The sequence below is a fragment of the Ensifer sp. CCNWLY38 genome (genome assembly GCF_037120565.1).
GTDB classification, from domain to species: domain Bacteria; phylum Pseudomonadota; class Alphaproteobacteria; order Rhizobiales; family Rhizobiaceae; genus Ensifer; species Ensifer adhaerens_H.
Genome location: NZ_JBBBBO010000016.1, coordinates 135,065 through 161,631 on the forward strand (window position 1 = coordinate 135,065; position 26,567 = coordinate 161,631).

The window sequence follows — 26,567 nt, forward strand, 5'->3', positions numbered from 1 at the left end:
AGGAATAAACCGAAAGGATCGTTCCCTTGAGCATGAGCGGAACAGGGACCGTGGACGGGCGCAAACGCGCCCGTCCCGGCAAGATCGTGGCGGCAGTGCTGCGTTTTCTCGTCGTCGTCGTGACGACCTATCTCGGCCTTCTGGCCGTCACCTTCTTCATCGGCCGGGTGGTCCCGATCGATCCGGTTCTGGCCGTCCTCGGCGACCGGGCGCCGACGCATGTCGTCGAAAGGACGCGCGAGGCGATGGGGCTGAATCTGCCCCTCTACCAACAATTCTTCATCTATGTCCGCCAGGCGTTAACGGGTGATTTCGGCGTCTCGGTGCTGACCACCAATCCGGTCATGACCGACATCCGCCGTGTTTTCCCGGCGACCATGGAGCTCGCGACGCTCGGCACGCTGATCGGCGCCATCTTCGGCGTGCCGCTCGGCGTTCTCGCCGCCGTCAAGCGCGGCAGCATCGCTGACCAGATCGTGCGCGTCATCGGCCTCGTCGGCTATTCCGTGCCGATCTTCTGGCTGGCGCTGCTGTCGTTGCTCGTGTTTTATGCGCGGCTGAAGTGGGTCGCCTATCCCGGCCGTATCGATATCGTCTTCGAATATACGTTCACGCCAATCACCGGCTTCTATCTGTTCGATGCGCTCTGGCAGCGGCAATGGGATGTGCTTTGGGACGTCTTCCGCCACATCATCCTGCCGGCGTCGCTGCTCGGTTATTTCTCGCTCGCCTATATCAGCCGCATGACGCGCAGCTTCATGCTCAATGAGCTGCAGCAGGAATACATCGTCGCCGCGCGCGCCAAGGGCCTGTCGGAAACCCGCATCATCTGGGGGCATGCGCTCAGAAACGCCGCGGTGCCGCTCGTGACCGTGATTGCGCTCTCCTATGCCGGCCTGCTTGAAGGCTCGGTGCTGACGGAAACCGTCTTCGCCTGGCCGGGCCTTGGCCTCTACATCACCAACTCGCTGCAGAATGCCGACATGAACGCCGTCCTCGGTGGCACCATCGTCATCGGCTCGGTCTTCATCGGCATCAATCTCCTGTCCGACCTTCTTTACCGGACGCTCGACCCGAGGACGCGCCAGCGATGAGCACGGTTACCCAGACACGTCCCATGACGCGCCGCGAATGGCTGCTGTCCGATCGCCCCCAGTCGCGCACCCAGGCACGGCTCGGCCGCGCCTACATGACCTGGCAGCGGTTTGCCGCCAACAGGCTTGCCGTTCTCGGCCTCATCATCCTGTTGGCGTTGGTCTTCATTGCCGCCTTCGCCGATTTCCTGGCGCCGCATTCGCCCTATATCGGCGATCTCGCAAATGCCCGGCTGCAACCGCCAGGAAGCCCCGGATACCTGCTCGGCACCGACGATCTCGGCCGAGACATCCTCTCGCGGCTGATCCATGGTTCGCGGCTGACGCTGGCCGTCGTGCTGCTCGTCGCTGTTATCGCCGCGCCGATCGGCCTCATCGTCGGCGCCGTCGCCGGCTATGCCGGCGGCTGGGTCGATGCCGTGCTGATGCGCATCACCGATATTTTCCTTGCTTTTCCGAAGCTCGTGCTGGCGCTCGCCTTCGTCGCAGCCCTCGGACCCGGCATTGAGAACGCTGTGATCGCGATCGCGATCACCTCCTGGCCGCCCTACGCACGCATCGCCCGCGCCGAGACGCTGACGGTGCGCAACTCGGATTATATCGCCGCCGTGCAGCTCATGGGCGCGTCGCCGATCCGCATCGTCTTCCGCCACGTCATGCCGATGTGCATGTCGTCGTTGATCGTTCGCGTCACGCTCGACATGGCCGGCATCATCCTGACCGCCGCCGGACTCGGCTTTCTCGGCCTCGGCGCGCAGCCACCGCTGCCGGAATGGGGCGCGATGATTGCTTCGGGCCGACGCTTCATCCTCGACCAGTGGTGGGTAGCGACCATGCCCGGCATTGCGATCCTGATCGTCAGCCTCGGCTTCAACCTGCTCGGCGACGGCCTGCGCGACGCGCTCGATCCCCGGGAGAGCGGCCAATGAGTACGCTTCTGACGGTCGAAGACCTCAAGGTCTCGTTCCCAACTCGCACCGGCCTTATCGAGGCGGTGCGTGGTGTCTCCTTTACGCTTGGCCGCGAACGCCTCGGTATCGTCGGCGAAAGCGGTTCCGGCAAGTCGCAGACGGGCCGGGCGATCATGGGGCTGACGCCTTCTCATGCGCAGGTGACGGCAAAGCAGCTGTCCTTCGACGGTATCGATTTGCTCTCGGCATCGCCGAAGGTCCGCCGGAACCTCCGCGGCAAGCGCATCGCGATGATCCTGCAGGACCCGAAGTATTCGCTGAACCCGGTCATGAGCATCGGCCGGCAGATCGTCGAGACGCTGCGGCAGCATGAGAGTGTCAGCCGCGGCGAAGCCCGGGAGCGGGCGCTCGACATGCTGGCGGCCGTGCAGATCCGCGATCCGAAGCGCGTCTACGATCTCTTCCCGCACGAGGTATCGGGCGGCATGGGGCAGCGCGCGATGATCGCCATGATGCTGGTTGCGGGGCCGGAACTGCTGATCGCTGACGAACCGACATCGGCGCTCGACGTAACGGTGCAGCTCGAAGTGCTTGGTATCCTCGACAAGCTGGTTGCCGAGCGCGGCATGGGCCTGATCTTCGTCTCGCACGACCTGCGCCTGGTCTCGTCCTTCTGCGACCGGGTGATCGTGATGTATGCCGGCAGGATCGTCGAGGAACTGGCGGCGTCCGAACTCGCCAATGCCAAGCATCCCTATACGCAAGGTTTGCTGAACTGCATGCCGGCGATCGGCTCCGATCGCCATCCGCTGCCGGTTCTCGACCGCAAGCCGGAGTGGGCTCAATGACATCAGCCGTTTCCGTTTCGAACCTCTCCGTCACCTATGACGAGTTCAAGGCGCTGAACGACGTCAGCGTCGAGATTGCGCCGGGCGAATCCTTCGGCCTCGTCGGCGAGTCCGGATCGGGCAAGTCGACCTTGCTCCGGGCGATCGCCGGTCTCGCGCCTATCACGGGCGGTACCATTCGCGTCCACGACCGGATGCTCAAGGGGGCCAAGCGCGACAAGGCCTTCTATCGCGCCGTGCAGATGGTGTTCCAGGATCCTTACGGCTCGCTGCATCCGCGCCAGACGATCGACCGGCAATTGCTCGAACCGCTGGCGATCCACGGCGTTGCGGACGGCGAACGCCGCATCCTCAAGGCGCTCGACGAAGTCGGTCTCGGGTCGGGGTTCCGCTTCCGCTATCCGCATCAGCTTTCTGGTGGGCAGCGCCAGCGTATCGCCATTGCCCGGGCGCTGATCCTCGAGCCGTCGATCCTGCTGCTCGACGAGCCGACGTCGGCGCTCGACGCCTCGGTTCAGGCGGAGGTGCTGAACCTGTTGGAGCAGGTCAGGCGCGACCGCAAGCTCACCTTCATCATGGTCAGCCACGATCTTGGCGTCGTCACTCATATGTGCGACCGGCTGGCGGTGATGCAGGGTGGACGCGTGGTCGAGCGCTTGTCTGCGGCGGATCTCGTCGCCGGCCGCATCGGCGAGGACTATACGCGCAGCCTGATGGTGGCGAGCAAGGGCTTCCAGCGCAAGGACACCGCCGCGACCGCGTGACGGTACCAGCGCAAGCGGGACGAGCATCCCGCTTGCGTATCCTTGGTGGGAGGGAACCGCGCCTACAGCGCTGCGCGTCTTATCAGACGCGCAAAGGTCGCTGTAGCACTTTGAAGTGCTGCATGTTTTTGTCCTTTAATCGGGTACGATTGAAGGAAACATGCAGTAGAGCCGGCGCGTTTACGCGCTTTGCCGCCAGATCGAGGTCGAGTCCGTGATCACCTTCTGGATGCGGCGCTGTTCGCGCCATTCCCGTCCGATGTCCTTGATGACCGGGCGGGCATCAGGCGAGAAGATGTAGTTCCGGCACCGGGCGACGTAGGTTTCCATCGCCGGATTTACGCCGGAATAGAACTGCTTCTCGGGGTCACGAGAAAAATCCATCAGCCCGGCGCAATGGCGCGCAAAGCCGCCGCGAAGGATGGATGGAGACGTCGTGAATTTCGGGAAGGTACGAAACAGCGGGATCTTGATCCCGAAGAGGCGCGCATACTCGTTTCGCCGGTGGAAGTGACCCTTGCGGCTGATATCCCAGTTCTGGTCCGCCGTATGGAATGACACCTGGGTGGTCGCCGGATCGGCAAAGGGTGCCAGCAATTCCTCTCCCATGTCCCGCAGGGCGATCCAGTCGTCCTCGAGATGGAAGACCCAGTCGGCGCTGGTCGCCGACCAGAGTCGCGCGACGGCTGCGCAGAAGCCGGGGTTCTTCGGTTGGAAGACGATGCCGTCGGGGAAGTGGCTGCGGAAGATCTGGACGCAAGCGCTGTGATCGTCGGGCGATCCGAAGACCGGATCGAGGTTGAGATAGGCGCCGCGCAGCTCGAACCTGAGAAAGATCTTGTCCCGGAAGCTGGCCAGCGTCTGGGCAAGCAGGTCCGGTCGCCGGGTGGCGACAAGGCATAGGTCAATAGTGGACATTGCACCTCCTTAGGGTGCTAATTTGCAACTGTTGGAACCACGCCATCGCCGAATTTCAATCTGAACACGTCAAATTTGGGGCAGACCAACCCAAGGCGACAAACATTGTGGATTTTCGCTGCTTCGCGTGCAGTCCGGGCGGAAGGATGTCCACATTCCTCCGCCCGGTGCCGGGAAATCAGAAGATTTTCAGCTCCGGAATTGCTACGACGAACTGTCCGCCCCAGGCGCGGATTGCGGCGTTGTCCGCAACGATTTCCGTGGTCAGGTTCCACGGCAGGATGACGAGATAATCGGGCTTCACAACCTGCAGCTGGGCCGGTGCGTGCACCGGGATATGGGTGCCCGGCAACAGCTTGCCCTGCTTCAGATCGTTGCGGTCGACCGCGAAGGCAATGTCGCCCGGCTTCACGCCGCAGACATTGAGGAAGGTGTTTCCCTTGGCGGCGGCGCCATAGGCGGCCACCGTCTTGCCTTCGGCCTTGGCACGCGCCAGGAACTCCTGAAACCCTTTGCAGACGGCGGCGATCCGGTCGTCGAAGGCAGCATAGGTTTCCATCCGCATCAGGCCGGCAGCGGCTTCCTTCTCGCGGACGGCCGCGAGCATTTCGGTCGCTTCGCGCGCACCGGAGGCCAGTTGAGCAAAGACCCGCAGCGAACCGCCGTGGGTCGCGAGTTCCTCGACGTCGAAGACCTTCAGGCCGGCGTTTGCGAAGATCCGTTCGACGGCGGCCAGCGACAGGTAGGAATAGTGTTCGTGGTAGATCGTGTCGAACTGCACGCCTTCCATGAGACGCAACAGATGCGGAAACTCGAACGTCGCCACGCCATCGGGTTTCAGCAGGATGGCGAAGCCGCCGACGAAATCCGCGATATCGGGCACATGGGCCAGCACGTTGTTGGCGGCGGTCAGGTCGGCGCGGATGCCGCGATTGACGAGCGCCGTCGCGGTTTCGCGGCCGAAGAAGGCCACCTCGGTCGGAACGTTGCGGTCTTCGGCGATCCGTGCCGCATTGGCGGCGGGCTCGACGCCGAGCACGGGCACGCCCTTGGCGACGAAATATTGCAGCAGGTAGCCGTCATTCGAGGCGATCTCAACCACCTGTGACGCGTTGCCGAGTCCGAAGCGCTCGGTCATGGTCTCGGCGTAACGGCGGGCGTGCTCCAGCCAACTGGTCGAGAACGACGAGAGATAGGCGTAACCGTCGGTGAAGATCTCGTCGGCCGGCACGGTCTCCGTTGTCTGCACCAGCAGGCATTCGGAGCAGACCATGGCCTTCAGAGGAAACGAGCGTTCGCGCGCGATTGCTTCCTCTGTCGGCTCCAGGAACGAATTCGACCAGGGCGTCGATCCCAGGTCGGCGACGACGGTCGTGAGCGGCGTCGAACAGAAACGGCAGTTGTGGGGCATCGAAGTCGTTAGCCTCTCATGAAAGCGTCGATTTGGCCGAGCGTCAGGTCGCGGGCGGAGCCGCCGCGACGCCAGCCGTCATACCAGTGCGCGGTCCAGGCGATCGCCTGATCCTGCGAGAGCCGCGCGGTCCAGGACAAGGCCTTCAGCGCAAGGGCCGGATCGAGGCCGAGCGTCTGCATTTCGCGGGGCCGATCCTCAGACGAACTGTCGCGCCATCCTGTCTGCAGACCCATGGCGATCTGGATTGCGCCGGCGACATCGCGCACGGGGATCTGCCGTTCTGCGGGGGAGGGGCCGAAATTCAGTGCTGCAACATCGGTTTGGCCCTCGTGCAGCGCTTCGGCATAGACGAAGTAACCGTTGAGGCAATCGAGCACGTGCTGCCAGGGCCGGGTCGCCATGGGGCTGCGGATATCGAGCATCTCGCCCGATAGTGCAGCTCGGACGATATCGGGGACCAATCGGTCGACGGAGAAGTCGCCACCGCCCAGCACATTGCCGCCGCGGGCGGTCGCGACCCGGATGCCGCGCTCGCGCAGGAACGAATCCCGCCAGGTCGAAACGACCAGTTCGCAGGCAGCCTTCGAGCCGGAGTAGGGGTCATGGCCGCCGAGTGCGGCCTCTTCCGGAAAATGCCGGCCGCTTTCGTCGTTGCGGTAGACCTTGTCGGTGGTCACGACGACGATCGTTCTGAGCGCGGGCGCCGTGCGGGCCGCCTCCAGCAGGCGCACCGTGCCCATGACGTTGACATCGAAGGTCTCGGCCGGTGTCCGGTAGCTTTCGCGCACCAGCGGCTGGGCCGCCATATGCAGGATGATTTCCGGGTCGAACTGGCGGATGGCCGTCGCAAGCGTATCGCCGTCGCGGATATCGCTCAGATGTTCGCCTGCGGTTTCGCTTGGCCCGAGCAGGGCGTGCAGAGACGGCTCAGCGGCAGGCGGCAAGGCATAGCCGGCAACGCGGGCGCCCATCTGCGCCAGCCAGAGCCGCGCCCAGCTTCCCTTGAAGCCGGTGTGGCCCGTCAGAAGCACGCGTTTGCCGGCCCAGAAGGCGGGGTTGGCAAGCCGGCTCATGACCAGACTTTCCAGGGCGCCGAACCGTGTTGCCAGAGTTCTTCGAGCTGGTTCTTGTCGCGCAGCGTGTCCATCGGCCGCCAGAAACCGTCATGCGGGAAGGCCATCAACTGGCCGTCACTGGCCAGGCCTTCGAGCGGCGTGGTTTCGAACGAGGTGTGGTCGCCCTCGATGCGATCGAGCACGGACCGGTTGAGGACGAAGAAGCCGCCATTGATGCGGTTGTTGTCGCCGGCGGGCTTCTCGATGAAGCTCTGAACCCGCCCGTCGCTGACGGCAAGCGCGCCGTAACGCCCCGGCGGAACGACGCTGGTCACGGTCGCTTCGCGGCCGTGGCTGCGATGGAAATCGGTAAGCGCCTTGATGTTCACGTCGGCAACACCATCGCCGTAGGTGAGGCAGAAGGTATCGCCCAGGTGATCGGCGACGCGCTTCAGGCGCCCGCCGGTCATGGAATCCGTGCCGGTGTCGACGAGCGTCACGCGCCACGGCTCGGCCTTGTTGGAATGGAAGAGTGTCTCGCCGGTCGCCATGTCATAGGTGACGTCGGAAGAGTGCAGGATGTAGTTGGAGAAGTATTCCTTGATCATGTAGCCGCGGTAGCCGAGGCAGATCACGAAATCCGAAAAGCCGTAGTGGCTATAGATCTTCATGATGTGCCAGAGGATCGGCCGTCCGCCGATTTCGATCATCGGCTTGGGTCTCAGATGGCTCTCTTCCGAGATGCGCGTGCCGTAACCACCGGCGAGTATGACGACTTTCATGCAGCTACCTCACAGTGACGCGCGTACAGCGCGCGACGCATTCCTCCCGTTGAGATAACCCATGCTACCTTGCGCGTGGATCGCTCGTGCGATGTTGACAATCCAGGCGATCGAATTATCACAGCCGGAAACGCGACTTTCGGGGCGGACGCGCACGGTTCATTGCACGATTTGCCGGCTCAATCAATTGCCGGGAAGGACACGGAAATGGCGCGGGTGGGTATCGGGCTGCCAACATATAACGGCGCGGATTTCATCGCCGAGTGCCTCGCCTGCCTCCGTGATCAGACGTTCGAGGATTTTGAGGTCTTCATCTCGGACAATGGATCGACCGATGGCACGTCCGATATCTGCGCCGATTTCGTGAAGACCGACACGCGCTTTCGGCACGTGTTCCACCGTGAGACGGTTTCGGCAACGGAGAACTTCCACCGGGCGCATGCCATGAGCAGCGCTCCCTTTTTCTGCTGGCGTGCCGACGATGACCTTGCCGATCCGAGCCATATTTCCGGCCTGGTCGCGGCGTTGGACAGGGAGCCGCATGCCTCGCTTGCCGTTTCGCCGGTGTTGAGGATAGTGGAGCTGCCGGAGCGGATCGAGCGACTTTACGGCCTGCCGTCTCAGCTGTCAGGGGAGCGCGCGCTGCGCATTCGCGACATCCTTCTCGGCTGCCACCCAAGCTGGTTCTACGGCCTATGGCGCCGAGAGGCCACAGCCTTGGCACTGCGGCGTCTTCCCGACTACGGGTTCGCGTGGGCGGCGGATCATCTCGCGCTGCTGCCTGCAATTCTCGACAATGCAATCGCCCTTTCGCCGGAAGGGCGTTTCATTCAGCGCATCAAGCGGCAAGCCGACTACCATCTGCCGCCGCTCGACTTGTTGGAGGCGCGCCGTCGCTACAAGCGTATTGCACTTGAGATGCTTGCAGAACGACAGTGGTCGGCATCCGAACTGAAGGCAATGAAGCGCGCGCTTGAGCTGCACATGGACCGCCGGGTCGCCCCCTGGTTCAAGACGCATAAACGGGCGCTCAGACAGAAGCTCCGATCAGTCCTGTCGCTTCGCTGATCTCGTCCCTCACTGTGCTGCGCAGTCGCGCAAAACCTGCACCACCCGCGTGATCTCTTCGGACGTCATGTCGTGATAGCTCGGCAAATTGATCGCCCGGCCGGGAAGGTCATAGGCAACAGTGTTTGCCGGCACGCCCTCGAAGGGGGGCAGCGAGCTCAGCGGCCAGAAGAAGACGCGGGCGTCGATGTTTTCGGCAGCGAAAGCACCCTGAAGCTTCTCCCGCGTGACGTCGGTTTCAGGCGCGAAGACGACCGTCGGCATCCAGAAGCCGTTCTTCGTGTCTTCCGGTTCCGGATTCATGGAGATGGAGTTCACGCCCGTGAGTTGTTCCCGGTAGGCGTAGAAGATCTCGCGCTTGCGCTCGACCAGTTCGCTGACGCGTTCGATTTGCGCCAGGCCTACGGCTGCCTGCAGGTTCGACATCTTGTACTTGAAGCCGACTTCGTCCGGCCAGAACTGTTTCTTTTGTCCGCGTGCCCGGCCGTGATTGGAAAGGGTCAGCACCTTTTCATAGAGCTTGCTGTCGCTGGTGACGAACATGCCGCCTTCGCCCGTCGTCACGGTCTTGGTGCCGTGGAAGGAAAATGCGCCGAAGGCACCGAGCGAACCGGCCTTGCGTCCGCGCCATTCCGATCCGAGTGCTTCGGCTGCGTCTTCGACAATGGGGATATTGTGCCGCGCGCCGATTTCGAGCAGGCGGTCCATGTCGCAGAGATTGCCGTAGATATGCACGGCCATGATCGCCTTGGTCTTCGGCGTGATGGCCGCCTCGGCCTTGTCCGGGTCGATGCACCAGCTGTCGGCGAGCACGTCGACGAAGACCGGTTTTGCGCCGAGGTGGACGATCGGGGCGGCGGATGCGGTCCAGTTCGTGTCAGCCAGGATGACTTCATCACCCGGCCCGACGCCGAGAGCGGCAAGGCCCATGTGCAGCGCGCCGGTGCAGCTCGATGTCGAAATCGCATGGGTGACATCGAGATGTGCGGCAAAGGCGGACTCGAAGCGATTGATGTAGTCGTAGCAGCGCTCGCCCCAGCCGTTCGCCGCTGCATCGGTGGCATAGGCGACTTCGCGTTCGGTGATTGAGGGCTTGGTGTAGAGAATGCGAGGTTTCGTCATGTGGGTCGCCTGTGCTCAAGCCGATCGGTCGTTGGTTGCGTCTGCGGCAACGATCTTGTCAATCCGGCCGCCGATCTGCGCGCCGAGATAGAGGTTTTCGTAAAAGCGCTCCGGGAAGCCCGCCTGCCGCATGTGGTGGGCCGTCCTGTCGATGTCGTAGGCGACACGGTGGAGTTCGATACCTGTCGGCGAGAGCGTCGCAAAGGCGGCGCGCGGGTCGCCGTCGCGCGGCTGCCCGACCGAGCCGGGATTGCAGAAGACCTTGCCGCCGATCTCCAGGCGCACCTGCACATGGGTGTGTCCGGCAAAAAGCCGTTCGCAGCCGTCGGGAAACTGCGCCTGCGAGACCTTGTAGAGATATTCGTCGATCGGATCCTGCCAGCTGCCGTGAACGAAATAGGTCGATCCATCGACGACGTAGGTTTGCGATCCGGCGAGCCAGGCGCGTTGATCGGCCGAAATGATGCCCCTCTGGTACTCGATGATGTCATTGACCATCTTCGATCGCGGGCAGCCTTCTCCGCTGACGATGTAATAATCGTGATTGCCCAGGATGTTCGCAATGCCGCGTGCTTTCAGCACGTCGACGCATTCGCCCGGCTGAGCGTAATATCCGACGACGTCACCCAGCGACAGGGTCGAGCTGCAGCCGAGCTCATCGATGCGGGCGAGCACCGCCTCGAGGGCGGGAAGGTTGCCATGAATATCGGAAATGATGGCGATCATAGAACCACCAGATCCTCGGAGTAGCGCCAGGCCCGGCCCGTCTTGATCTCGGGCGCCTCGGGTTTTCTCCCGTAAACGTAGTATTCGAGCGCCATCGCCGCTTCGTTGTAGCCGAAGGCGGCACGCAGCGATGTGCTGCTCGAGAAGCGAGGATTGATTTCGAGCAGGTAGGGGATCGTGCCTTCCAGCCGGAACTGATAGTTCGTCGGTCCGAGCGGCTTGAAGTGTTGCGACAGCCTGCGCATGGCCTCGGTCAGGAGAGGCTCGTCGACGACCTCCGCATATTGGGTGTTGCCGGCGACGGACAGCTTGCGCTTGAAGATGATCGGCGGCAGCGTCGTGCCGTCACCAAACCCGAAGGCGCCGACCGTGTATTCCTGGTCGTTGCTGCCCACGAATTTCTGGATGAGGAAGTCGTCCGCGCTCTTCAGGGTCCAGTAGTCGAAATCTGCCGCATCCCGGAGCAGCGCAATTCCACGGGAGCCGTTGCCGCGACGCGGTTTCAGCAGCAGCGGCAATGGGCCGAGCTCGCGGATGCAATCTTCCAGGCTGCGGCTAAGCGTGCTCGGAATGGCCGGAAGGTCCGCTTGCAGCAGTGCCTCGCCCATATCCCATTTGTCCTGCGCCAGCGCGATCAGCGGCGAGCTGTTCAAGACGACGCGCGTCTCGGTCGCCTCGAAGTGTGCACGGTTGTCATTGAAGAACAGGACATCGAGTTCCAGGCCCGGTAACACCAGTGCGACGTTTTCTCGCCGAAGCAGTTCCAGCCAGAACTCCAGATATTCGGGAGAGGTCTCGTCGCATGACGGCTTGGCGACGAAATCGTCGCAGAAGTGTCGACCGATACCATTGGCATCACGATCGATGCCGATGATCCGGATCGGTGCTTTCAATCGGCGGAGCGACGCGACGATACCCTGGCCGATGATTGCGCCTACCGCGGTCACCACGACCGTAATCGGCTGTTTCGATTGCTTTGCGTCGTCGTGCATTACTTGACGTCCATCGGGCCGAATGCTTCGGCGGTTCCGGCTGATTTGATCATGGCAATCCCGTCTCGCATCGTGATCAGAGGCGGCATGCCCAGCTCGGCCAGTGTTTCCGCACCATCAGGAAAATTCACCTTCCGAAAGGGAGCCTTCTCCGCAGCGATCACGACACTGCCCCCGAGCCCGAAGGTTTCATAGGCGATTTCAGCGATCCTGTCGCAGGTCATCGCCTCTGTGTGAACCGCATTCCGGACACCTGAAGCGCCCGTTTTGGCGGCCAGAATCATCATATCTGCCGCGTCCTGTACGTGCAGGAAGTTGCGCACGCCATGGGAAGCAGGCATGCGAAGGTCGAGCCCGCGGGACGCGTAGGCGATGATGCGCCCCATCCACGGCTGGTGGGCGCAGCAGCGGCCCTCCACGTCATAAAGCTGCGAAAAGCGAAGGCTGCAGAAGCGAAAGCCCTGTTTCTGCGAACTCCATTCCAGGATTTGCTCAGCCAGTTGCTTGGTGAGACCGTAGGACGTCAGGGGTGCCGCATCCAGCGTCGCATCCGAGGAAAGCGATCCGGCATAGATAACGGCCCCGGCCTGCAGCCGATTGGCGAGCTCGGCGACGTGAAGCGCGCTTGCGGCGTTTGCCGCAAAGTTTTGCTGTATCCCCGATGGACCGTCGTCTGCGAAGCTCGCGGCACAATGGAAAAGCACGTCCGCGGTCAGGCCATCCGGTGCCTTTGCCGAGCCGCCCTCCATGTCGAAGAAGATGTCATCTGTCTTCGCCCGGCCGACACTGATGGTCTCGACGCCGATGTTCCGCAGGCGCGCGACAAGCTGGCTCCCCAACATCGAGCGCGTGCCGATGATGGCAGCGGTCTTCATGCCAGTTCTGCTTCCATCAACAGACCGACGCAAAGATCGGGGAATTCGATGCCGACCCTGAGCATCGCATGAAGATTGGCCTCGAAATCGGGCAACGTCTGCAACACCGGCAGTGGCAAAGGCTTCAGATAGATGCCTTCCTCGTGCACGACGCGGAAGCCATGATTTTCGAGTTCGGCGCGGAAAGTGTCCCGGCAGTATTGGCGCTTATGGCCGAGCGCCAGATCGTTGGCGTTCAGGCTGTAGATGTCGTCGATCTTGCCGAGTTCCACGCCCAGTCGTCTGTTCAAAGACTTGGCATTCGGCACCGCTGCGAACAGGCGGCCATTGGGTTTCAGGAAGCGCCGGAATCGGTCGAGGACAAGGCCCGGATCGTCGACATGCTCGAGAACGAAACCCATGATGATGACGTCGAAGCGCTCTTCCGTTTCGAAATCTTCGAAGTAGGAGAAGACGATCTCGCCGGAAAAGTCCGGGCTGTTCTTCTTGAAAAGATCAATGACGAACTGCGAGCCTTCCACGATTACGTGCCGGTCGCAGACCTTGTTGAAGAGGTGAGGGGTGTAGCCGTGGCCAATTCCAAGATCGAGCAGCGATTGGCATTTGCCAAAGCGTTCGACCATACGCTGCGGATACCAATTGAGAATGAGATTGTTCTCGATCGATGTAACTGCGTTTGGAAGATATTCCGACGCCACGTTGTCCAGGTTCTCGGATTTCACTGGGTAAACTCCTTCCAATCGACAGTTCCGGAATGCACGACACTTGCGCCCTTGGTACCGCAATTGGCGACGAGGTCCAATGCCGTCACATAAGGGGTGAACTCTCCGTGCATCTGCGGGTAGGGTGTGCGTTCGTAGTTCATGTACTGAACTGAAATTCCGTTGCGATTGAAGAGATCGTGATCGAGATAGTTCCGTGCGCCGTGGCCGGTGATGTAAACCGTCCCTTCGAGATGCGCAGTGATGTCGTATACTCTCTCGCTGCTCGCGCCGCCAATGGTCAGCGTGTCCGACGCGACGAACTTCGGTCTGTCCAGATTGAAGTAGGCAGCAAGGGCGAGCATGGAATTGCGCGCAACATCCGCAATCGTCGATGCGTCCTTGGCGAACACGTCGTCGACCAGTTCCAGCATATCCTTGGCGAAGGGGGCCTTCATGTAGGCCTGCCGGAGGATATCGCGGTGGCGGCTCCGCCAGTCGTCTCGATTGTCGATCAGCACTTCATCGATCCGCTGCCCCATGCGAAGGTCTTTCAAGGGCACGGTCAGCCAGCGGACGCCGTTCTGGGTCTTGATCTGTACGCGGTTCGTGAAGCTGCCGCGCGAGAACTGCACATCGTCGTAGTGGACGAACACGTCCGCCAGTTTGATCTGCTCCAGCATCCCAACCCAAGGAAAGTACATGGATTGTGAGATGACGATATTCCGAGTCATCCGGTACTTGCCTAGTGTTCGTGTTTTCGCGATCGAGCGTTGGCGAGCGGCACGAAGGCCTGGTCGAGCCGCCCTTTTCGTGCCCCTACTTTTCGATGCAGCGCAGATAGCCGCGCGGCGAGCTTGAAAGGACAAGCTTGCCGTTCAAGGCCTCATCGGTCTCGAAGCGGGTCGTTTCTTCCATGTACGCCTTGAGCGCCGCATAGGGCTCGTCGCCGGCGCGCCAGATTTTCGAGCGCTTGGTGGGCGTTTGCGATGTGTCGGCCCATCCAAGGACCGTATCCGCCACCACCATGTACTGGCCTTCGGTGACCAGCGGGCCATAGCTGCGCAGTTCATCCAGCACGTGGTCGCGGCTGTGGTCGCTGTCGAGCACGACCATGACCGAGGCGCCCTCAGGAATTTCCGCCTTCACCTTCGCCAGCGTCTCGGCCGCTGTCGACGGACCTTCGATCAGCGTGATGCGCGAGGACATCGGATGCTTTTCGATTGAATCCCGATTGTGTGTGCGGATATCGATGTCGACGCCGATGACCTTGCCCTTGCCGATCAGTTGCAGCATCGCGGCCATGAAGATGACCGAACCGCCGCGGGCGACGCCCGTTTCGATGATGACGTCCGGCTTGGTGTTCCAGATCACTTCCTGGGTTGCCATGACATCGGCCGGCATCTGGATGATCGGCACGCCCATGAACGACCAGAGATAGGCATAGTCGTATTTGTCGAGCGTCACCAATGTCTCGAGCGACTGGCGAAAGGCGTCCTCGTCCTTACCGAGCGCGAGCGACATTTCCTTCTTGTGAGCCTCGAATGCGAGACGATCGTCTGCTGCTGCCATAACTGCTACCCTTTATTCGGATACGCCGCAGGTCACGATTCGCGATCTTGCAGCCTCGTCGATTCGTGACGCTTTCCTGTGAACGCTTTCATGTCGTCAATTGCAAATACGGTCAAGGCCGGTTTGTTAAGGGGTAAAAGAGCGGCGGTTCGCTCGCTCGCGGAGAGTTCGATGTCGCGCTTTGATCGTATTCCTACACCCCTGTCGGGTCTCGTTGTTGTCGAACGCCAACGCTTTGGCGACGATCGCGGCTTCTTTTCACGTTTCTTCTGCCGCGACGAACTCGCCGATTTCGGCGCCGGCGGCTCCATTGCCCAGATCAATCATACGCTTACGCGGGTGGCAGGCACGGTTCGCGGCATGCACTTCCAGCGGGCGCCGCACGACGAGACGAAATTTGTCTCCTGTCTCGCGGGCACAATCTTCGATGTCGCCGTCGACATGCGGCCGGACTCCCCGACCTATCTTCAGTGGCATGGCGAGGTGCTGAGCGCCGAAAACGGCCGGTCGATGATGATCCCCGGTGGTTTCGCACATGGATTCCAGACGCTTGCTGCCGACTGCGAACTGATCTACCTGCACGACAAGCCCTATGCGCCCAATGCGGAGGGCGGGCTCAATGCCCTGGATCCGCGGCTCGCGATCGCCTGGCCGCTGCCGGTCGCCCAGATGTCGGCGCGCGACCAGGCCTTTCCGATGCTGAAGGACAAGCGCTGACCGTCGGTCCCGTCCGTCGTTGACTTCATCGTGGATGGGAGGAGAATAACCTTTCCGCGCCACCACGAGAGAAGGGGTGTCGACGATGACGATCGCCAGAAAACTACAAGACTATATCGATGGTGCGGGTGTCGCCTATGACACCGTCGCCCATCACCGCACAGCCACCACCAGCCAGACGGCGAGAGCGGCACATGTGCCTGGCAACAGGCTTGCCAAGTCCGTGGTCGTCCACCACGAGATGGGGTACGTGCTTGCCGTTGTGCCGAGCACGCACCGGGTTGAACTCTCCACCTTGCAGGACGTGATGGACCGGCGCCTCGGGCTCGCTTCGGAAGAGGAAGTCTGTAACCTCTTCGCCGATTGCGATATCGGTGCGGTGCCGCCGATCGGCTCGGCCTATGACGTACCGGTGTTGCTCGACGAAAGTCTGGGCGACGTAAACGACGTCTACTTCGAGGGCGGCGACCACAGGACGCTGGTGCACATGAGCGGATCGAACTTCCGCAACCTGATGAAGGGTGCGCAGATCGCCCGCTTCAGCCACCCGGCCTGACGGTCGCTCAGAGAATTTGCCAGGCCGGCGGTCCCGCCGGGGGGCAGCGTTCGCGCGCCGTTCTCTTGGGTCGGAGATGACAGCCAACCAGCGGTCGAACCTTGCCGAGTTCGAATGCAGCCTGTCGGGCTTGTCAAAGCGGGAGCTTGGCGTCACCATCCTTTTCGACGGACACCTTATCTATACCGGGTTGGGGGGATCGATGGTGCGCATACGCTCTACGAATATGTCCAAGTCTCTGGCGCTGCTGCTGGTTGCGGCCAGCACTCAAGCTTTCGGATCTGTTGCCCTCGCGCAGGGCAATCTGTTCGATCAGTTTCCGTTCGCTGTCGCCTGCGAATACAAGGGCACGCAGCATGCCTTCTACCTGTCGAAGGTATCGGCCGATGGCACGGCGACATACCTGGCCTCGGACAACTTCGCCGGGACGATTACCCTGGGCGGAGAGGCAAAGGCCGTAGGCACCGAACAGGGCGGCAGCTGCCTCGGCAAGACGGTCAAAGAGCTGAGAGAATCGGGCCAGGCGCGGGACATCAGGGCCAACTAAAGCGCGTCGCGATCTTTCAGATTCGCTCCTTGCGCTTTAAGTTTCTGATATTTCGCGTGTCGTTATCGCAAAACCGCTGCGAACTTTTGCGCGACAGGCTTTAGGACCGCACTCGCCATCGAGCCTGTTGCAGGTGACGTGATCGACAAAAGCTGCCTTGGTTCCCAAGATGCCGCGAGGGTTATGGTTGCCCAAATATCGTCACCCGATGTTGTGAATTTCGACAATAACCAATGTGCCATTGTTGCGAATACTGAGAAGAGCCAATCGATTGTGGCGCTTCGCAAGCGTCACTTGCCGGTGTTGCTCACTGGGGCGGCCGATCCGGTGATAGATCCTAGCCTCTACTGCATGTTTCCTTTAATCGTACCCGACTAAAGGACAAAAACATGCAGCAATTCAAAGTGCTACAGCGACCTTTGCGCGTCTGATAAGACGCGCGACGCTGTAGACCTGCAGAGCGGGCAAAATCGCGTGATAGTCTGCAACTATCGGCGAAACGCTTCTTGTAAAACAGTCACTGAAAGAATCGGTGCTTGATAATTTTCCGTTGTGGCAAATGAAAAATCTGATTTACTGCGGCTCGCTGCTTGGCTTTTCGGGGGATATTGCCGATGGAATGCACCCGCAGGGATATTATGCTTGGTGGTTTGGCGCTGCTTAGCGCCGGCGCAGCCCAGAAACCGGCCTTCGCTGCGGCGACGTCCTATTTTTCCGGCCCCGCAGTCGATAATGGCGTGACTTACCGAAGCACGAATTTCGCCAAGATCGACAGGAAATGGCAGCGTCAGGTCGTCAAGTATTTCAGCACCGAGCCGATCGGCACAGTCGTCGTCGATACCAGGCACCATTTTCTCTACCTGATCATGGAGAACAAGACGGCCATCCGCTATGGCGTCGGGGTCGGGCGCGAGGGCTTCAAATGGTATGGCCGCGCTACGATCGACCGCAAATCGCTCTGGCCGCGCTGGACGCCGCCGCCGGAAATGCGCGAGCGTCACCCCGAACTGCCTGAGTTCGTCGAGGGCGGCTCGCCGAAGAACCCGCTTGGCCCGCGCGCCATGTACCTGCTTCGTGATGGCGTCGATACCGGCTATCGCTTCCATGGTACGCTGGAGCCGGGCAGCATCGGCAAGGATGCCTCCAGCGGTTGCATCCGCATGTTCAACGAGGACGCGATCGATCTTTATCAGCGCTGCCCCATCGGCACCGCCGTGCAGGTCCTGCCGCACATTGCCGACAAGGCCCCCGAGGTCAGCCAGGCAACCCCGGTCGCAACCCAGGTCGAATGAGGAATACCACCCTGATGCCCGCTATGCCCGGATATACGAGGCTGCTTTCTGCTGCGGCCATTCTGCTGACGCTGACCGCCTGCAACACCACCGAGATTGCCGCGGTCGAAGAACCGGCCGTGGTGCCGATGACCGGACAAACCGACGATCCGGCGCCCGGCTTCGAGACTGTCTCGGCGGGCAGCGAAGAGGACTTCATCCTTAACGTCGGCCGCCGGACCTACTTCACGCAGGACTCGGCCACGCTCGATCCCGTTGCCAAGGCAACCTTGGACAAGCAGGCGATCTGGCTCAACAGCAACCCGCGCTGGCTCGTCAAGCTGCAGGGCTTTTCCGACGACAGCGGCTCCGCATCAAAGATGGCGACGTTGTCGCAGCAGCGCGCCGATGCGGTCATGGCCTATCTGAGCTCGAAAGGCGTGGACCCAAACCGCATGTGGTCCAAGGGGTACGGCAACGATCGCGAGGTCCGCGACTGCACGGAGCGCTCCTGCAAGGTACAGAACCGCCGCGTCGTCTCCAATCTGCGCACGGAGCGCGACGCGCTCTGATAGACGCAGCGGGTCTACCGGCTTTTGCGGCCCATCGACAGGCCGGAGCCGGCAAATGAATGCGATGGCCGAAATGCTATTGCCACACCATTTCCTTCGCGAAGTCGGGGTCAGCCTTTGACTGCTCGGCCAGCTTGCAGGCGCCCTCGGACATCGCCGTCAGCTCTCCGCCGACCAGCATCCCGTATATGACAAGGATGTGCTTGTCATGATAATCCTTCTGCTCTGCAGTCATCTTGTCAGAACCGACAGGTGCGAGTGCTTCGAAGGCCTTTGAGACTTTCTTGTCGTCCAGGGTGAACCCATCGCACACAGCGGCGATGGCGGCTTGGTGGGCTATGAGTTGCAGCTTCGCGGTTTGGTCTGCGTTCAGCGCGCCTTCCAACAGGTCGATGGCGTGCAATCGCACAAAGCTCGTCGCGGGATCCTTGGCGCTTGCGTGGACCGAAGGCAGGTAGAGGGAGGCGCCAACGGCGAGTGACAGCCAGAACTTCATAGTGGAATCCTTCGACAGGGTCAGAATGCGCGGCTCGTCCATGCAGGAAGGTAGGTCCCGTTGTTGTTGTAACAGGCGACTTGGTTCGGGTAGCAAATCACACCGGTGGAAGGACTGAAGGGGGCGCCGCCATAGGCCGGCCGGGGCGCAATATATTGGTTCTGATGGTGGTGGTCATGGGAGGATGCAGCCGCTGCGACGCCGCCGAGAAGCAACCCTCCGACCAGTGCCGCCGTATCGTCCGAGTGCCAACTGCGCGCGGAGGCAGCCCCCACTGTTGCGCCTGCGCACAGGCCGGCCAAAAGTATTCTCGCTACAAACCTCGCCATTGTTGTCTCCCGCAAAGCTCAGGCGCCTTTTGCTAAAACTTCTCCTTGCAAGGTGCCATGCTACACGCGCGAGTCAAGACAACACGCAGAATCGTCGCGTCTGAAATCGGCTTGATGAAGCAAATGAAAATAATGGCGCACCGGACGAGATGAAACGGCGAACTCGTATGTAATTGTTATCGCTGCCGACTTTTGAGCGGCAGTTCTGCATTGCACCGTCTCTGGCCCCTGGGCATACGACACCGCAAGATCGCAAGCCCCGACATGGTTCCCGTAGAAATTATGCAACCTTGCGAGTTCAGCGGCATACCCGTATTTTAAGTCTCTCGGGATTTTGCGACCGATGTGCGCCGTGCCATCGTACGAACGTGCCTTTGACAATCACAAAGGACCCCATCATGCCGGACAAGTCTGCGAAAGGTATTGATCGCCGCGATCTGATAATGGCATCCATTGCCACGGTCGGCGCCGCAGCCGCGGCCGCTGTCACCGTCAACGCTGGTGCTGCGCATGCCCAGGACGCAGCGAAACCTCCTGCCAATCCGACATCAGGAACGGTCTATACCGGCGATGTTATCGAAGGCAAAAAGGTCGTCAGCGCGCTCGACGTCAACGACCTTGATCCCGGCAAAAAGCACCTTTTGTATTTCCAGGGCGTTGAGATGCCGACCGGACAGCACTGGTATGTGTCCGTGACGGTCGCCAAGGGAGCAAAGCCGGGCAAGCGCGGTGTCCTGACCAGTGGCGTGCATGGCGACGAGATGAGTTCTGTGCATACGGTCCACACCGTGATGAACCAGCTCGACCCGGCGCAGATGTCGGGCACGGTAATGGCGGTCACGGACGTGTCGCGCCCGGCCCTGGAAAGCATGCAGCGCAGATGGCCCAACCAGGGCAGAGGTATCGATCTGATCGATATGAACCGGGAGTGGCCCGGGAACGAGAACGGCGCCACCGCACCCAGCCGACACGCCGGACTTCTGTTCAACCGGCTGCTGCGGCCGAACGCCGACTTCGCGATCGACTTCCACACCGGGACAACCGGATTTGAAGTCACTGCATTCAATATTGGCGGCATGGATGTGCCCGAGGTCAAGGCGATGATGGAGCTGTATCCCGTCGGCCAGATCTTCGACAATCATGTCTATCCCGGTGTCCTGCACAACGCATTTATGGACGTGGGCATCCCGTCCTTCACGCCGGAAATCGGCGCTGCGCGCGTCCTGAGCCCCGAGATGATCTCGCTCTTCGTCGAAGGCACAATGAACGTCCTCAAGCATCACGGTATCGTCGCCGGGCCAATGGGACGTACAGGCAAGGACGTGACTGTCTTTGTCGGTAACAGCGCATTCCCGATCCTGGCGACCGCGGGCGGGCTCGTTGAGCATCTGGTCAAACTCAACGACAAGGTCGGAGCTGGACAGAAGGTTGCCGTCCAGCGCGATAGCTTCGGCGAGGTGGTTGCCGAGTATGCAAGCGGCGTGGCCGGAGAGATAACCGGCCTGCGCAGCGATGCAATGTCTGAGCCCGGCAACCCCTTGGTATTCATCCTGTTCAACAAGCCGGAGCCGGAGGACGTTCAAGCCTATCCTGAGTAGTCGCCGCCTCGACCTCAAGGCCGGTGACGCGGCTTTCAATGTGGCGGTTCACGACGGCTAACCCGTCTTTTGCGGTCTCGGCAATCTCGACGGCCACATTGAACGGTCCCCGACCGCAAGCAGTGTCCCAGCTCTCGCGCCCGAGAAAGTTCCTGCGGGAGTGCATTGCGTTGTTCTCCTTCGATTCCCAGTCTGTCCAGGTCGAAGGCGGCAGCCGTGGCGGATTTGCGCGAATCCCAAAGTCTTCAAAAATACCGTGTTCAGAAGCGGCGGTAAGAGCGGTGGGGTGCAGTCGAGGAGATTTCGTTGCGACACAGCGCCAGCCTACCTAGCACCACGCGAATGGACCAATCCGTGACCAAGGCCGGAGCCACCACGGCAAATTGTTTGGAAATGGCGCACCCGACAGGATTCGAACCTGTGACCTTTGGAATCGGAATCCAACACTCTATCCAGCTGAGCTACGGGTGCATCCGTTGGCGGCAGGGCCGCCGAACCAGGCTGTGAAGCGGTTCATAGCTTAGCTTGCGCGCCGCATCAATGGTGAAAAGGCGGAGTTCGCAGGGGAATTTGCGGTTGTTGCTGAAAATGCAGCCGCGCGCCCTGTCTCTGTCGGTCGACAAAAAGTGCTCGGCGGCGGGCCGGTTAGGCGCGCCGCCGAGTATTGGTTCACGCCACCTGCATGGCACCGGGGCCGGGGATCGCCTTTGGCGGCACCTTGCCCATGATGATCATGCCGAGCACCTCGTCCTTGGTCACGTCCTCGGTGCGGGCCTGGCCGACGACCTGGCCGTTCTTCATCACCGACACGCGGTCGGCGAGGTCGAAGACGTCGTGGATGTCGTGGCTGATCAGGAAGATGCCGATGCCTTCGCGCTTCAATTGCTTGATGAGGTCGCCGACCTGGGCGGTCTCCTGGGGCCCGAGGGCCGCCGTTGGTTCGTCCATGATCAGGATGCGGGCGTCGAAGAGGATCGCGCGCGCGATCGCCACCGATTGCCGCTGGCCGCCGGAAAGCGCCTTTACCGGTTCCTTGAAGCGTTGGAAGTTGGGATTGAGGCGCCCCATGACTTCGCGGGCCTTGGCCTCCATCGCCACGTCGTCGAGCGTGCCCCAGGGGGTCCTGAGCTCGCGGCCGAGATAGAGATTGGCGGCGGCGTCGACATTGTCGGCGACGGCGAGGGTCTGGTAGATCGTCTCGATGCCGTATTTCTTGGCGTCGCGCGGGTTGTTGATGTCCGCAGCCTCGCCATTGATCAGGATTTCGCCGGCATCGCGCTTGTAGGCGCCGGAGAGGATCTTGATCAGCGTCGACTTGCCGGCGCCGTTGTGGCCGAGCAGCGCCACGACCTCGCCGGGATAGAGGTCGACGGAGGCGTTGTCCACCGCGTGGATGCCGCCGAAGGAGATGGAAATGTTCTTCATTTCCACAAGCGGAGTGCGTTGGTCTTTCATGGATCGTACTCCTTACTTGGCGCGGGCGCGGTAGATGGTGTCGAGCCAGACGGCAACGACGAGAACCACACCGACGACGATGCGCTGGAACGGACTGTCGATCCCGAGCAGCACCATGCCCGACTGTAGTGATTGCATGACGAGCGCACCGATCATGGCGCCGGCGATCGTGCCGACGCCGCCGGCAAGCGAGGTGCCGCCGATAACCGCGGCGGCGATCGTATAGAGCTCGTCAAGCTCGCCTTGCGCATTCGTCGCCGCGTTGAGGCGGGCGGTCGAGATCGCCGCGGCGATGGCGCAGAGAATGCCCATCAGCGTGAAGATCTTGACAGTGACCCAGCGCGTCTTGATGCCGGCAAGTTCGGCCGCTTCCGGGTTGCCGCCGAGCGCGAAGACGTAGCGGCCGAAGCGCAGCCGCGTGGCGATGAAGGTCATGACGATGCCGACGGCGATTGCGACAAGAACCGGAATGGCGATGCCGTGCGAGATCTGCAGTCCGCCGTCCGGCCAGGCGATGCCGTTGGCGTCGGCATACTTGCGGGCGATGTTCACCGGCCAGTAGTAACTGTTGGCGACGGCGATTGCGCCCAGCACCAGGATACAGCCGAGGATCGCCAGGAAGTACTCCGCCCAGATCGGGCGCAGCGGGAAGCGGAAGCGCTTGCGCTGCTTTCGCGAATTGAGGATGGCAGCGACGATGGCAATGCAGGCGAGGATGCCGACGATCCAGCTTGCCGTTGCGCCGATGGAGCCTTCGGTGCCGCCGCCCATGAGGCGGAAGGTGGCGTTCATCGGCGCAACGGTCTGGCCGCTGGTCACGAACCAGGTGGCGCCGCGCCAGACGAGCAGGCCGCCGAGCGTGACGATGAAGGCAGGCACGTTGAGGAAGGCGACGATCGAGCCCTGGAGGGCGCCGATGGCGGCACCGACGGCGATGCCGCTCAAAAGCGTGATGATCCAGATGGCCGGATGTTCCAGGCCGAGATATTGCGGCAGGAATTTTACCTGCATGACGCCCATGACCATGCCGCAGAAGCCCAGAACGGAGCCGACGGAAAGGTCGATGTTGCGGGTGACGATGATCAGCACCATGCCGGTCGCCATCACGGCGACGGAAGAAGTCTGAACCGTCAGGTTCCACAGGTTGCGCGGCGTCAGGAACAGGCCGCCAGTCATGATCTGAAAGCCGATCCAGATGATGACGAGCGCGCCGACCATGCCGAGCAGCCGGGTGTCGATTTCGGTGGCGCGGAAGAAGCGCTTCACCGGGTTTTCGTCCGCTGTGCGGGCGCGGTTTGCTTGTGCGCCCTGCGTGTTGCCTTGTGTGATGTCGGCCATGGACGTGCCTTCCCCCACTTTTTGTGTTGATGTCGTCGCGTCAGGTGGCACCAAGAGCCGGGATCGACGCGACAAGTCCGGTACGACGGCAGAGATCGAGCGTTTTCGTTGAGTTGCGCTGGTTGTGCATCTGGCATTGTCGGCCCGGCACGCACCTTGCGCAAGCGCCGCAACGGGTTGCGTTGCGGCGCTTGTCTGACGTCAGCGCTCAGTTCTGCTGATGCGGTTTACTTGCAGGCCGCGACGTCGCCCTTGACGCCCTGGCAGGCTTCTGCCTTGGAGATCCAGCCCGCGTCCACCACGACGTTCAGGTTGTCCTTGGTGATCGGCAGCGGTGCGAGGAAGACCGACTGCATGGCGACGCCCTTCGGTCCGCCGTTGAAGGTGGTGACGCCGGCGACTTCTTCCATCTTCTTGCCGCCCGCAAGTTCGACCGCGACTTCCGCGGCGCGCTTGCCGAGTTCACGGCTATCCTTCCAGACCGAGACGGTCTGTGTGCCCAAGGCAACGCGGTTCAGCGCTGCCTTGTCGGCGTCCTGGCCCGAAACTGGAACGGAGCCTGCGAGGCCCTGTGCGTCGAGCGCTGCGATGGCGCCGCCGGCGGTGCCGTCGTTGGAGGCGACGACCGCATCGACCTTGTTGTCGTTAGCGGTCAGGAACTGTTCCATGTTTTTCTGAGCGTTTTCAGGCTTCCAGCCGTCCGTGTAGGCTTCGCCGACATTCTTGATCTTGCCGGCATCGACGGCTTCCTTCAGCACTTCCATCTGTCCGGAGAAGAGGAAGTCGGCGTTCGGATCGGCGGACGAGCCCTTGATGAAGACGTAGTTGCCTTCCGGCTTCAACTTGAACACTTCGCGGGCCTGCATGCGGCCGACTTCCTTGTTGTCGAAGGTGATGTAGAAGGCAGCCGGGTTTTCGATCAGGCGGTCGTAGCCGACGACCTTGATACCCTCGGCGGTGGCCTTTTCGATCGCTGGGCCGATGGCGTCGCTGTCCTGGGCCAGAACGATCAGCGCGTTGGCGCCCTGGGCGATCAGCGATTCGATGTCGGTCAGCTGCTTGGCGGGGGACGACTGGGCGTCAGCGGAGATGTACTTGTCGCCGGAAGCCTCGAGTGCGGCCTTCATGGCGGCTTCGTCGGTTTTCCAGCGCTCTTCCTGGAAGTTCGACCAGGAAACGCCGACGACGAGGTCCTTCGCCTGGGCAACGGAATGCAGGGAAACGATGACGGCAACGCCTGCCATCAGCTTCAAAACAGATTTCATTTTATCCTCCCGAGTGACGGCCGGCCGAGCGTGCGAACCTCCCGCACCATCCTCCGCCAGCCTTGGAACGCTGTCGTAGATCGTGCCGCTACATCGTGCGGAATTATTTTCTCGACAGTCGAGAAAATGAATGTCATGGATTTTTAAGGGTGTCAACACGGCATGAACGCGGTGGTCGCGGCATCAACAAAGTGCTTCGCGAGCGGTCGCGTCCGTTGTTTCTTGGCCGCCGAGAAAATCGGCGCCTTGTCTTGCCGTTCAACAGATGCTTTGGGAGGGGCATGTGTTCGAAGGATCCGCCACTGACAGGGACGTCTCATGCTGACCAAGTCCAGCACTGAGCTCGTGCGTCAGCAAAACAGCGCGCTGGTCCTTGCGGCGCTCAGGCGTGCCGGCAATCTCTCCCATACGGAAATTTCTGCTGATACGGGGCTTGCCTCGGCGACCGTTTCCGCGATCACGGCGGAGCTGGAAAAGGCGGGGGTGCTCGCCAAGGCCGAGCACCAGGTGCAGGGTGGGCGAGGGCGGCCGCGTGTGCTCTTCACGCCGCGGCGCGACTACGGCCATCTCGTGGTCGTCAGGATCTCCTCCGACATCGTGCAATATTCGCTGATCGACTACGGCGGCACGCTTCTCGACCGCTTCGACGAAACGCGAAACCACGACGAGCGCGGCACGGTCCCTTTCGCCCGCGCATTCGTGGACGCGCTCGAACGTCTGCTGCAGCGCTCAAGGCTGGAGCGGGATCGCGTGCTCGCCGTTTCGATCAGCAGCAAGGGGCTGGTCGACAGCGACACGGCGCGGCTTTTGTGGTCGCCGGTCTTCGGTCGGGAAGAGCTGGATTTCGCTGCACTGCTTGCGCCGCAATGGCGCGCGAAAGTCATGCTCAGCAATGAGACGCTGCTGGTCGCACAGGCGCTTGCAGCGCAAGCCGAACGCAAGCCGGAAGGTGGGTTCAGAGCGCTTGCGGCGATCTCTCTTGGCCACAGCATCGGCCTTGGCGTTGCCCGCAAGAGCCAGAGCGGCGAGATGGATGTCAGCGCGCCGAATTTCGGCCACATGCTGCACGCGCCGTCGGCGGGCTTGTGCCGTTGCGGCGCCTATGGCTGCATCGAGGCGGCAGCCGGTTTCTATGGGATTCTGCGTGCCGCCTTCGAGGTGCCGGCGGATACCATCCCCGCCAAGTTCGTTCCCGTCGCCGAGCTCGACAAGATCGCGGCCAGCGCGCGGCAGGGACATCGCATGGCCGGCTACGCCTTCCGCCAGGCGGGCCTTGCGCTCGGCAACGGCATCTCGCGCATGCTGAGCCTCTACGAGCGCATGCCTGTCCACGTCACCGGGCCCGGCATCCGATACTTCGATCTCATGCTGCCGGGTATCGAAGAAGGACTTGCCCAGTCCATGCAGGTCCGCCTCCAGGGAGCTCCCGAAATATCGGTCGCGCCCGACGAGCAACGCCTCGTCTTCGAGGGACATCTGGAGCGGGCGCTGGGCGCGATCGACGCCGATATTGCCGCCACCGGCACTTCCTGATGCACGGTTGAAGTGCATCGCCTGACGCAACCATTTTTGAGGTTGTAT

The 26,567-nt window shown here is 61.7% G+C and carries 27 protein-coding genes and 1 tRNA gene; 12 read left to right on the top strand and 16 right to left on the bottom strand.

The genetic code is table 11. The features are described 5' to 3' along the window. The first annotated feature begins 32 nt into the window (after window positions 1–32). The 4 genes from V7S54_RS28790 to V7S54_RS28805 are packed head-to-tail and all read left to right on the top strand — an operon-like array spanning window position 33 to window position 3,617. The gene (locus V7S54_RS28790; RefSeq protein WP_065374340.1) at window positions 33–1,094 is read left to right on the top strand and encodes an ABC transporter permease; all 1,062 of its coding nucleotides are present in this window, start codon (window positions 33–35) and stop codon (window positions 1,092–1,094) included. Beyond that, on the top strand, window positions 1,091–2,023 hold the full coding sequence (gene nikC / locus V7S54_RS28795; protein WP_065374339.1) for a nickel transporter permease: 933 nt from the start codon (window positions 1,091–1,093) through the stop codon (window positions 2,021–2,023). The genes V7S54_RS28790 and nikC overlap by 4 nt, the downstream gene beginning before the upstream one ends. Next, entirely contained in the window at window positions 2,020–2,853 is an 834-nt protein-coding gene (locus V7S54_RS28800; protein WP_065374338.1) for an ABC transporter ATP-binding protein, read from the top strand. Before nikC ends, V7S54_RS28800 begins: the two co-directional genes overlap by 4 nt. Next, the gene (locus V7S54_RS28805; protein WP_065374337.1) at window positions 2,850–3,617 is read left to right on the top strand and encodes an ABC transporter ATP-binding protein; all 768 of its coding nucleotides are present in this window, start codon (window positions 2,850–2,852) and stop codon (window positions 3,615–3,617) included. Before V7S54_RS28800 ends, V7S54_RS28805 begins: the two co-directional genes overlap by 4 nt. Before the next feature lie 180 nt (window positions 3,618–3,797). Here the strand turns inward: V7S54_RS28805 and V7S54_RS28810 are convergent, their stop codons facing one another. The 4 genes from V7S54_RS28810 to rfbF form a co-directional block, all read right to left on the bottom strand. Continuing rightward, a complete protein-coding gene (locus tag V7S54_RS28810) occupies window positions 3,798–4,535 on the bottom strand; it encodes a glycosyltransferase family 2 protein (protein ID WP_336409430.1) in 738 nt (245 codons plus the stop codon). A 178-nt stretch (window positions 4,536–4,713) separates the two neighbouring features. Further along, window positions 4,714–5,946 carry a class I SAM-dependent methyltransferase gene (locus V7S54_RS28815; RefSeq protein ID WP_065374336.1) on the bottom strand — a complete coding sequence of 411 codons (1,233 nt, stop codon included), beginning with the start codon at window positions 5,944–5,946 and terminating at the stop codon, window positions 4,714–4,716. Between the two features lie 8 nt (window positions 5,947–5,954). Beyond that, window positions 5,955–7,022 carry a CDP-glucose 4,6-dehydratase gene (gene rfbG / locus V7S54_RS28820; RefSeq protein WP_057249096.1) on the bottom strand — a complete coding sequence of 356 codons (1,068 nt, stop codon included), beginning with the start codon at window positions 7,020–7,022 and terminating at the stop codon, window positions 5,955–5,957. After that, on the bottom strand, window positions 7,019–7,786 hold the full coding sequence (rfbF, locus tag V7S54_RS28825; RefSeq protein ID WP_057249097.1) for a glucose-1-phosphate cytidylyltransferase: 768 nt from the start codon (window positions 7,784–7,786) through the stop codon (window positions 7,019–7,021). The genes rfbG and rfbF overlap by 4 nt, the downstream gene beginning before the upstream one ends. 75 nt (window positions 7,787–7,861) lie before the next feature. Here rfbF and V7S54_RS28830 point away from each other — a divergent pair, with 75 nt between their 5' ends. Further along, window positions 7,862–8,854 (top strand): glycosyltransferase family 2 protein, encoded by a 993-nt coding sequence (locus V7S54_RS28830; RefSeq protein WP_234793016.1) that lies wholly within the window; start codon window positions 7,862–7,864, stop codon window positions 8,852–8,854. Window positions 8,855–8,863: 9 nt separating this feature from the next. Here the strand turns inward: V7S54_RS28830 and V7S54_RS28835 are convergent, their stop codons facing one another. The 7 genes from V7S54_RS28835 to V7S54_RS28865 all read right to left on the bottom strand — a co-directional run bounded on the left by V7S54_RS28835 (window position 8,864) and on the right by V7S54_RS28865 (window position 14,842). Next, window positions 8,864–9,976 carry a DegT/DnrJ/EryC1/StrS family aminotransferase gene (locus tag V7S54_RS28835; protein WP_065374334.1) on the bottom strand — a complete coding sequence of 371 codons (1,113 nt, stop codon included), beginning with the start codon at window positions 9,974–9,976 and terminating at the stop codon, window positions 8,864–8,866. 15 nt (window positions 9,977–9,991) lie between these two features. Then, the gene (locus V7S54_RS28840) at window positions 9,992–10,702 is read right to left on the bottom strand and encodes a metallophosphoesterase family protein (protein WP_065374333.1); all 711 of its coding nucleotides are present in this window, start codon (window positions 10,700–10,702) and stop codon (window positions 9,992–9,994) included. Continuing rightward, complete coding sequence (locus V7S54_RS28845; RefSeq protein ID WP_065374332.1) at window positions 10,699–11,694, bottom strand: ATP-grasp domain-containing protein; 996 nt, start codon at window positions 11,692–11,694, stop codon at window positions 10,699–10,701. Before V7S54_RS28845 ends, V7S54_RS28840 begins: the two co-directional genes overlap by 4 nt. After that, window positions 11,694–12,569 carry an NAD-dependent epimerase/dehydratase family protein gene (locus V7S54_RS28850; RefSeq protein WP_065374331.1) on the bottom strand — a complete coding sequence of 292 codons (876 nt, stop codon included), beginning with the start codon at window positions 12,567–12,569 and terminating at the stop codon, window positions 11,694–11,696. Before V7S54_RS28850 ends, V7S54_RS28845 begins: the two co-directional genes overlap by 1 nt. After that, entirely contained in the window at window positions 12,566–13,291 is a 726-nt protein-coding gene (locus tag V7S54_RS28855; protein WP_210183799.1) for a class I SAM-dependent methyltransferase, read from the bottom strand. Before V7S54_RS28855 ends, V7S54_RS28850 begins: the two co-directional genes overlap by 4 nt. Next, window positions 13,288–14,004, bottom strand: coding sequence for a WbqC family protein (locus tag V7S54_RS28860; protein ID WP_065374330.1), 717 nt, complete (start codon window positions 14,002–14,004; stop codon window positions 13,288–13,290). Before V7S54_RS28860 ends, V7S54_RS28855 begins: the two co-directional genes overlap by 4 nt. Before the next feature lie 85 nt (window positions 14,005–14,089). Next, complete coding sequence (locus tag V7S54_RS28865) at window positions 14,090–14,842, bottom strand: cephalosporin hydroxylase family protein (protein ID WP_065374329.1); 753 nt, start codon at window positions 14,840–14,842, stop codon at window positions 14,090–14,092. 171 nt (window positions 14,843–15,013) lie between these two features. On the opposite strand from V7S54_RS28865, the gene rfbC reads away from it, so the two are divergent. The 5 genes from rfbC (at window position 15,014) to V7S54_RS28890 (ending at window position 18,505) form a co-directional block, all read left to right on the top strand. Next, the gene (gene rfbC / locus V7S54_RS28870; RefSeq protein WP_065374328.1) at window positions 15,014–15,559 is read left to right on the top strand and encodes a dTDP-4-dehydrorhamnose 3,5-epimerase; all 546 of its coding nucleotides are present in this window, start codon (window positions 15,014–15,016) and stop codon (window positions 15,557–15,559) included. 85 nt (window positions 15,560–15,644) lie between these two features. Continuing rightward, window positions 15,645–16,115, top strand: coding sequence for an aminoacyl-tRNA deacylase (locus tag V7S54_RS28875; RefSeq protein ID WP_065374458.1), 471 nt, complete (start codon window positions 15,645–15,647; stop codon window positions 16,113–16,115). Between the two features lie 76 nt (window positions 16,116–16,191). Then, window positions 16,192–16,662: a hypothetical protein gene (locus tag V7S54_RS28880; RefSeq protein WP_327078010.1), complete on the top strand. Its 471-nt coding sequence runs from the start codon at window positions 16,192–16,194 to the stop codon at window positions 16,660–16,662. A gap of 614 nt (window positions 16,663–17,276) precedes the next feature. Continuing rightward, the gene (locus tag V7S54_RS28885; protein WP_065374327.1) at window positions 17,277–17,954 is read left to right on the top strand and encodes a L,D-transpeptidase; all 678 of its coding nucleotides are present in this window, start codon (window positions 17,277–17,279) and stop codon (window positions 17,952–17,954) included. Further along, window positions 17,951–18,505: an OmpA family protein gene (locus V7S54_RS28890; RefSeq protein WP_083203613.1), complete on the top strand. Its 555-nt coding sequence runs from the start codon at window positions 17,951–17,953 to the stop codon at window positions 18,503–18,505. The genes V7S54_RS28885 and V7S54_RS28890 overlap by 4 nt, the downstream gene beginning before the upstream one ends. Window positions 18,506–18,581: 76 nt before the next feature. On the opposite strand, the gene V7S54_RS28895 is transcribed toward V7S54_RS28890, so the two are convergent. After that, window positions 18,582–19,043, bottom strand: a complete 462-nt coding sequence (locus tag V7S54_RS28895) for a hypothetical protein (protein ID WP_065374325.1) — start codon at window positions 19,041–19,043, stop codon at window positions 18,582–18,584. A 685-nt stretch (window positions 19,044–19,728) separates the two neighbouring features. Here V7S54_RS28895 and V7S54_RS28900 point away from each other — a divergent pair. Continuing rightward, entirely contained in the window at window positions 19,729–20,928 is a 1,200-nt protein-coding gene (locus V7S54_RS28900; RefSeq protein ID WP_058320817.1) for a M14 family metallopeptidase, read from the top strand. A gap of 394 nt (window positions 20,929–21,322) precedes the next feature. Here the strand turns inward: V7S54_RS28900 and V7S54_RS28905 are convergent. The 4 genes from V7S54_RS28905 to xylF form a co-directional block, all read right to left on the bottom strand. After that, window positions 21,323–21,399: transfer RNA gene (locus tag V7S54_RS28905), tRNA-Arg, on the bottom strand. A 198-nt stretch (window positions 21,400–21,597) separates the two neighbouring features. Beyond that, window positions 21,598–22,383 carry an ATP-binding cassette domain-containing protein gene (locus V7S54_RS28910; RefSeq protein WP_034793927.1) on the bottom strand — a complete coding sequence of 262 codons (786 nt, stop codon included), beginning with the start codon at window positions 22,381–22,383 and terminating at the stop codon, window positions 21,598–21,600. Window positions 22,384–22,395: 12 nt separating this feature from the next. Beyond that, the gene (locus tag V7S54_RS28915; protein WP_065374324.1) at window positions 22,396–23,721 is read right to left on the bottom strand and encodes a sugar ABC transporter permease; all 1,326 of its coding nucleotides are present in this window, start codon (window positions 23,719–23,721) and stop codon (window positions 22,396–22,398) included. A gap of 227 nt (window positions 23,722–23,948) precedes the next feature. Next, on the bottom strand, window positions 23,949–24,986 hold the full coding sequence (gene xylF / locus V7S54_RS28920) for a D-xylose ABC transporter substrate-binding protein (protein ID WP_065374323.1): 1,038 nt from the start codon (window positions 24,984–24,986) through the stop codon (window positions 23,949–23,951). Window positions 24,987–25,304: 318 nt separating this feature from the next. Here xylF and V7S54_RS28925 point away from each other — a divergent pair, with 318 nt between their 5' ends. Beyond that, on the top strand, window positions 25,305–26,519 hold the full coding sequence (locus V7S54_RS28925; RefSeq protein ID WP_065374322.1) for an ROK family transcriptional regulator: 1,215 nt from the start codon (window positions 25,305–25,307) through the stop codon (window positions 26,517–26,519). The last annotated feature ends 48 nt before the right edge of the window (window positions 26,520–26,567 follow it).